Origin of the sequence: Sphingomonas yabuuchiae (genome assembly GCF_001477495.1) — a bacterium.
GTDB lineage: Bacteria > Pseudomonadota > Alphaproteobacteria > Sphingomonadales > Sphingomonadaceae > Sphingomonas > Sphingomonas yabuuchiae_A.
This window is the reverse complement of the sequence record NZ_LDTF01000145.1, coordinates 1-5,882: the sequence shown is the minus strand read 5'-3', so window position 1 is coordinate 5,882 and position 5,882 is coordinate 1. Positions and strand designations below refer to the sequence as shown.

Genomic DNA, 5,882 nt, shown 5'->3' with positions numbered 1-5,882 from the left:
ACCGCCAATGCGGCGGCGACATGCAGCGCGGTCGGGAAGGTGTCGTTGGACGACTGGCCGCGATTGACGTCGTCATTGGGATGGACCGGCGACTTGCCGCCGCGTGTGCCGGTCAGCATCTCGTTGGCGCGACCCGCAATTACCTCATTGGCGTTCATGTTGGACTGGGTGCCCGAGCCGGTCTGCCAGATGACGAGCGGGAACTGCTCGTCATGGCGCCCGTCGATCACCTCCTGCGCCGCCGCTTCGATCGCATCGGCCTTGTCCGCCGCCAGTCCGTGGCCGCGATTGATCCGCGCTGCCGCCTTCTTCACGATGGCGAGCGCATGGACGATGCCGATCGGCATCTGCTCGCGCGCGCCGAAGGGGAAATTCTCCAGGCTGCGCTCGGTCTGCGCACCCCAATAGGCGCTGGCGGGGACTTCGATGGGGCCGATCGAGTCGGTTTCGGTGCGGGTGGTGGCGTTCTGGGTCATGCGACAGGGACTCACCGATGGGGTCAGGGGTTCCGCCATGACATAGTCGTCACGACGCCGACGCGACAGGGCACGACGCTTGCCTCCCCGTCGCCACCCGCCTATCGCCGCCCGTGCGACAGGTTCCTCGAAAGAGGATCAAAAGGGAATGGGGTGCGATACCCCGGCTGCCCCTGCAACTGTAAGCGGCGAGCCGCCCGCCACGACGCCATTGGGGTAACCCCCGAGAAGGCGGCGGACCGGCCCCGACCCGCGAGCCAGGAGACCTGCCCGTCGCGGTCGTCCTTCGGCTGGTCAGGGTGTACCGGACGAACGGGGCTTGTCCCTCGCGCGGCGACGGCGCCTTTGGAGACTTGCCTGATGACCGAGCCCTTTTCATGCTGAAGCCCGCTGCGAACGGCCCCGCCGTGGTCGCCTGCAACACCTGCCGCCTGTCCGACGAGACGCGCGAGAACGAACAGGGCCAGCGCGGCGGCGCGCTGCTGGTCGAGGCGTTGCGCCGGGTGCAGGCGTCCGACCCCGCTTATGCGCATGTCGCGGTCGAGGAGATGCCCTGCCTCTTCGCCTGCCAGTCCTTCTGCACCGTCCACCTGCGCTGCCCCGGCAAGGTCGGATATGTCATGGGCAAGTTCACGCCCGATGACGACGCCGCGCGCGCCATATTGGACTATGCCCGCGCCTATGCCGACAGCGATTGGGGACAGGTGCCCTACAAGCAATGGCCGCAAGGGGTAAAAGGCCATTTCCTGACCCGCACGCCCCCCGAAGGATATGTCGTCGAATGACCGCTTTCCCCAACGTCGCCGCGTTCGAGGCGGCGCTCGCCACCCTGCCCCGGGCCGATGACCAGGCCCGCGCCGCCGCTGCCGCGCGACAGGGCCAGTTGACCAAGCCCCCGGGTTCGCTGGGCCGACTGGAGGACATCGCGATCTTCCTTGCCGGGTGGCAGGGCGTCGAGCGGCCCCGGATCGAACGCGGCCGTGCGGTCATCTTCGCGGGCAATCACGGCGTCACCGCACGCGGCGTCAGCGCCTTTCCGGCCGAAGTGACGGTGCAGATGGTCGCCAATTTCGCCGCCGGGGGGGCCGCGATCAACGCGCTGGCAACGGCGGCGGGGCTGGAACTGGCCGTGGTGCCGCTCGACCTCGACCGGCCGACCGCCGATTTCACCGCCGCCCCTGCGATGACCGAGGAGGAATGCCTCAGCGCCCTGTCCGCCGGGGCGGAGGCGGTGGGCGATGCCGACCTGCTGGTTCTGGGCGAGATGGGCATCGGCAACAGCACCGCCGCCGCCGCGCTTGCCGCCGCCAGTGTCGGGGGGGCACCCGCCCTCTGGGTCGGGCCGGGCACCGGAGTCGATGCCGAGGGCGTCCAGCGCAAGGCGGCGGTGGTGGCCGATGGCCTCGCACTGCATCGCGAGCATCTGACCAACGCCTTTGAGATTCTGCGCCGCCTGGGCGGGCGCGAGATTGCGGCGATGGCGGGCGCGGTGCTGGCGGCGCGACACAAGCGGATTCCGGTGGTCCTCGACGGCTTTATCGGCACCGCCGCCGTGGCACCGCTGGCCCATGCGAATCCGGCGATCGGCGCGCATTGCCTGTCGGGCCATTGTTCGGCCGAGCCGGGCCATGTCCTGCTACTCGCCCGGCTGGGGCTGGAGCCGATCCTGTCCCTGAACATGCGACTGGGCGAGGCGAGCGGTGCGGCGGTCGCGGTACAGGTCATCCGTTCCGCGATCGCGGCGCATGACGGCATGGCAACCTTTGCCGAGGCGGGCATCGCGGGCGCGTGACCGGCTTTCGCCTCCATCTGCTCCGTCACGGCGAGCCCGAGCTGATGGGGCGGATGCTGGGGCGAACCGACAGCCCCGCCACGGCCGGGGGCATCGCGGCCTGTGTCGCGCGGGCGGGTGGGCTGGACGTCACCCGCCGCATCGCCTCCGACCTGTCGCGCGCACGCGCCTGCGCCGAGGCGATCGGCCCGGCCGAGGTCGATCCGCGCTGGCGGGAACTGGATTTCGGCGAGTGGGACGGGATGGCGGCGGCCGAGATCGCGCCCGAGGCACTGGCCCGCTTCTGGGACGATCCCGATGCCGCCCCGCCGCCGGGTGGCGAGCGCTGGTCCGATCTGGTCGCCCGCGTGCGCGAGGCCATCGCCGACCTGCCGCCCGAGCCGACCCTGATCGTCACCCATGGGGGCGCCATGCGCGCGGCATTGCATGTCCTGTGCGGGTTCGACCTGCGCGCGACATGGTCGTTCGCTCTGCCCTATGCTGCGCTGGTCACGCTGGAAGTATGGGACGGCACGCCCCGCCGCGCGCAGGTGACCGGGTTGATGACCACATGAAGGCGCTGATCGTCGCGCTGGGCTTCCTGACCCGCCTGCCCATGCCGCGCGTCGAGGCGAACGAAGCGGATTTCGCGCGGGCCATCCGGCTTTACCCGGTGGCCGGGCTGGTCATCGGGATGATCGTTGCGGGTACGGACTGGCTGGGCGCGCACATCGATCCGTGGACGGGGGCGCTGGCGGCGCTGGTCGCCTGGGTCTGGGCGACGGGGGCGCTGCATCTGGACGGGCTGGCCGACCTGTCCGACGGGCTGGGTGCGGCGCATGGCGACCGGTCGCGGCTGCTGGCGGTGATGGCCGATCCGCATATCGGCAGCTTCGGCGTGGTCTCACTGACGATGCAGTTGCTCGCCAAGCTGGTGCTGCTCCATGCGCTACCACCCGCCGCATGGCCAGTCGTGGCGCTGATCCCCGCGGCCGCACGGGTCGGGCCGCTGGTCTGGGCGCGACTGTTGACGCCCTTACGCCCCGGCGGTCTGGGCGCGATGGTCGCTAAAGCGGTACGGCTGGCCGACATGATCGGCTGGATTCTCGCCACGCTCGTGCTGGGCCTGTTCCATCCGCCACTGGCGATCGCACCGATCGTCATCGTGGCGCTGTCGCTCTGGTTTCGACGCAAGCTGGGCGGCGTGACCGGTGATGTGCATGGTGCCGGAATCGAGCTGACCGAAACCGCGCTGCTGCTCGCCGCCGTGGTTTACGCCCTGCCCTGAGCGATCCGCAGCAGCGCGTCGCCATCGACATGCGCCTCCAGCACGGCGGCGATGGCGTCCAGCGCGGCATCGACATCGGCGCGGTGATCCGGCCCCTGCCCCGCCACGCCGATCCGCGCCAGCCACGCCGCGCGCTGCCCCGCCTCGCCCAGCAGGCCATGGACATAGCTGCCCGCGACCAGCCCGTCGGCGCTCATCGCCCCCTCCGCACGGCCATCGGCGAGATGCCCCACGGCGCGCGCGGTATCGGGGCCGCTGGTTCGCCCCAGATGGATTTCATAGCCCGAGAAACCCGCCCCCAGCGCCTCGCCCGTCACCGGCCGGACGGTCTTTTCGCCGGTGAGCACGGTCTCGACGTCGAGCAGTCCCAGCCCAGCAACCGTCCCCGCCGGCCCCTCAATCCCGTCCGGATCGGCGACCGACCGGCCGAGCATCTGGTATCCGCCACACAGGCCCAGCACGGGCCGTCCACGCCGGACGTGCGCGGCGATATCGATGTCCCAGCCTTGCGCCCGGAGGAAGGCGAGGTCGGCGATGGTCGCCTTCGACCCCGCCAGCACGATCATCGCGGCATCGGGGATAGCCTCGCCGGGGCGGACCATGACGAGGTCGACCTGCGGTTCCAGCCGAAGCGGATCGAGATCGTCGAAATTGGCGATGCGCGGCGTGATCGGACAGGCGATGACCACCTGTCCCCCGGCGCCTGTACGGCTCCGCTCCAGAACGACCGCATCCTCGCTGGGCAGCCGCGCGGCGTCCGCCAGCCAGGGTATCAGCCCCAGCGAATGCCAGCCGGTATGCTCGGCGATCACGCGCATACCATCGGCGAACAGTGCCGGGTCGCCGCGGAACTTGTTGACCAGAAAACCGCGGATCATCGCGGCGTCCTGGGGGTCGATCACCGCCTTCGTACCGACCAGCGACGCGATCACCCCGCCGCGATCGATATCCCCCGCCAGCACCACCGGCACGTTCGCCGCACGCGCAAAGCCCATATTGGCGATGTCGCCGCTGCGCAGATTGACCTCGGCGGGCGACCCGGCGCCCTCGACGATCACGAGATCGCATTCCGCCTCCAGCCGACGATAGCAGTCGACCACTTCGGGAAGCAGCCCGACCCGCCCCTCACGCCATTTGGACGCAGGAAGCATCCCCCGCACCTGCCCGCGCACGATCAGTTGCGAGGTGCGATCACCCTGCGGCTTGAGCAGCACCGGATTCATGTCGACATGCGGGGCAACGCGCGCCGCCATCGCCTGGGTCGCCTGCGCCCGCCCGATCTCGCCGCCATCGGGCGTCGCGGCGGCGTTGTTGCTCATATTCTGCGGCTTGAAGGGACGAACGCGCAGCCCGCGATTGGCGAAGACGCGGCACAGGCCCGCCACCAGTACCGACTTGCCCACGTCCGAGCCGGTGCCCTGGATCATCACGCCAGCCATGCGACGCTCCCCGCGATCACCCAGAGCAGCAGGCAGGCGCGCGCATAGATTTGCAGGGCGGTCACGATGTCCTTCGGCGAAGCGGCCCGCCCCTCTCGCCCGATCCATGGCTTGATCTGGGTCACGCCGTCATAGGCGACCGGTCCCGCCAGCGCGACGCCCAGCGCCCCTGCCATCGCCGCCTCGGGCCAGCCCGCATTGGGCGAGGCGTGGGAGCGCGCGTCGCGCTTCATCACCGCCCAGCCGCCCGCTCCCGCCACGCAGACCAGCACGCCCGCGATCCGCGCGGGCACCCAATTCGCCCCGTCGTCGATCCGCGCCGCCGCCCAGCCGAATGCCCGCCAACGCGGCTCCTTATGCCCGATGATGCTGTCGGCGGTATTGATCGCCTTGTACATCCACACCCCCGGTAGCCCGAGGAGCAGCAGCCAGAAAAGCGGCGCGACGATGCCGTCGCAGAAACTCTCCGCCAGCGTCTCGATCGCGGCGCGCGACACCCCCGCTTGGTCCAGCCGCCCGGTATCGCGGCCGACGACCCGCGCGACCAGCGCGCGGGCGGCAGGCAAGTCACCGCGCAGCAGCGCGTCGGCGACGGGCCGGACATGCACGTACAGGCTCCGCTGTGCGAGGGCGGGCCAAGCCAGCACGGCGCTGGCGATCCAGCCCCAGCGGCCGAGCAGAAGGTGCGATTCCCGGTCGATCCCCCATGCTATTCCGCCGGTCAGCACGATCAGCACGACCATGGTCACGACGCCCAGGCCTCGCCGCACGCCTTCGGGACGCTTGGGGGAGTTGCCCAGCCGCTCGGCCAGATTCAGGAACCGCGCAAACGCCCCCACCGGATGGCCGACGCGCGCATAAAGCCGGTCCGGCCAGCCGATCGTCGCATCGAACGCCAGCGCGACCAG

7 protein-coding genes and 1 riboswitch are annotated in these 5,882 nt (G+C 70.5%); of the genes, 4 read left to right on the top strand and 3 right to left on the bottom strand.

The features are described from left to right. The coding region (locus NS355_RS17700; protein ID WP_244489746.1) for a lyase family protein at positions 1-476 on the bottom strand (476 nt) is incomplete at its 3' end. A 103-nt stretch (positions 477-579) separates the two neighbouring features. Beyond that, positions 580-764: riboswitch (cobalamin riboswitch) on the top strand. 89 nt (positions 765-853) lie between these two features. Between NS355_RS17700 and NS355_RS17695 the strand changes: the two genes are divergently transcribed. Genes NS355_RS17695 through cobS form a run of 4 tightly spaced genes read left to right on the top strand, consistent with a single transcriptional unit; the run spans position 854 to position 3,535 of the window. Continuing rightward, entirely contained in the window at positions 854-1,261 is a 408-nt protein-coding gene (locus NS355_RS17695; RefSeq protein ID WP_058746868.1) for a DUF1636 domain-containing protein, read from the top strand. Next, on the top strand, positions 1,258-2,268 hold the full coding sequence (gene cobT / locus NS355_RS17690) for a nicotinate-nucleotide--dimethylbenzimidazole phosphoribosyltransferase (protein WP_058746867.1): 1,011 nt from the start codon (positions 1,258-1,260) through the stop codon (positions 2,266-2,268). Before NS355_RS17695 ends, cobT begins: the two co-directional genes overlap by 4 nt. Continuing rightward, positions 2,265-2,822, top strand: coding sequence for a histidine phosphatase family protein (locus tag NS355_RS17685; protein WP_058746866.1), 558 nt, complete (start codon positions 2,265-2,267; stop codon positions 2,820-2,822). Before cobT ends, NS355_RS17685 begins: the two co-directional genes overlap by 4 nt. Next, on the top strand, positions 2,819-3,535 hold the full coding sequence (gene cobS, locus NS355_RS17680) for an adenosylcobinamide-GDP ribazoletransferase (RefSeq protein ID WP_058746865.1): 717 nt from the start codon (positions 2,819-2,821) through the stop codon (positions 3,533-3,535). Before NS355_RS17685 ends, cobS begins: the two co-directional genes overlap by 4 nt. Here cobS and NS355_RS17675 read toward each other — a convergent pair. Together NS355_RS17675 and cbiB are read right to left on the bottom strand one after the other, a co-directional pair. Further along, entirely contained in the window at positions 3,520-4,974 is a 1,455-nt protein-coding gene (locus NS355_RS17675; RefSeq protein ID WP_058746864.1) for a cobyric acid synthase, read from the bottom strand. The genes cobS and NS355_RS17675 overlap by 16 nt on opposite strands. Further along, positions 4,962-5,882 (bottom strand): adenosylcobinamide-phosphate synthase CbiB (gene cbiB / locus NS355_RS17670; RefSeq protein ID WP_244489745.1); only part of this gene is annotated, 921 nt, incomplete at its 5' end. The genes cbiB and NS355_RS17675, both read right to left, overlap by 13 nt.

Coding starts and splice junctions, on each gene's coding strand:
- NS355_RS17695 (WP_058746868.1), top strand. CDS start 854: ATGCTGAAGCCCGCTGCGAACGGCCCCGCCGTGGTCGCCTGCAACACC.
- cobT (WP_058746867.1), top strand. CDS start 1,258: ATGACCGCTTTCCCCAACGTCGCCGCGTTCGAGGCGGCGCTCGCCACC.
- cobS (WP_058746865.1), top strand. CDS start 2,819: ATGAAGGCGCTGATCGTCGCGCTGGGCTTCCTGACCCGCCTGCCCATG.
- NS355_RS17675 (WP_058746864.1), bottom strand. CDS start 4,974: ATGGCTGGCGTGATGATCCAGGGCACCGGCTCGGACGTGGGCAAGTCG.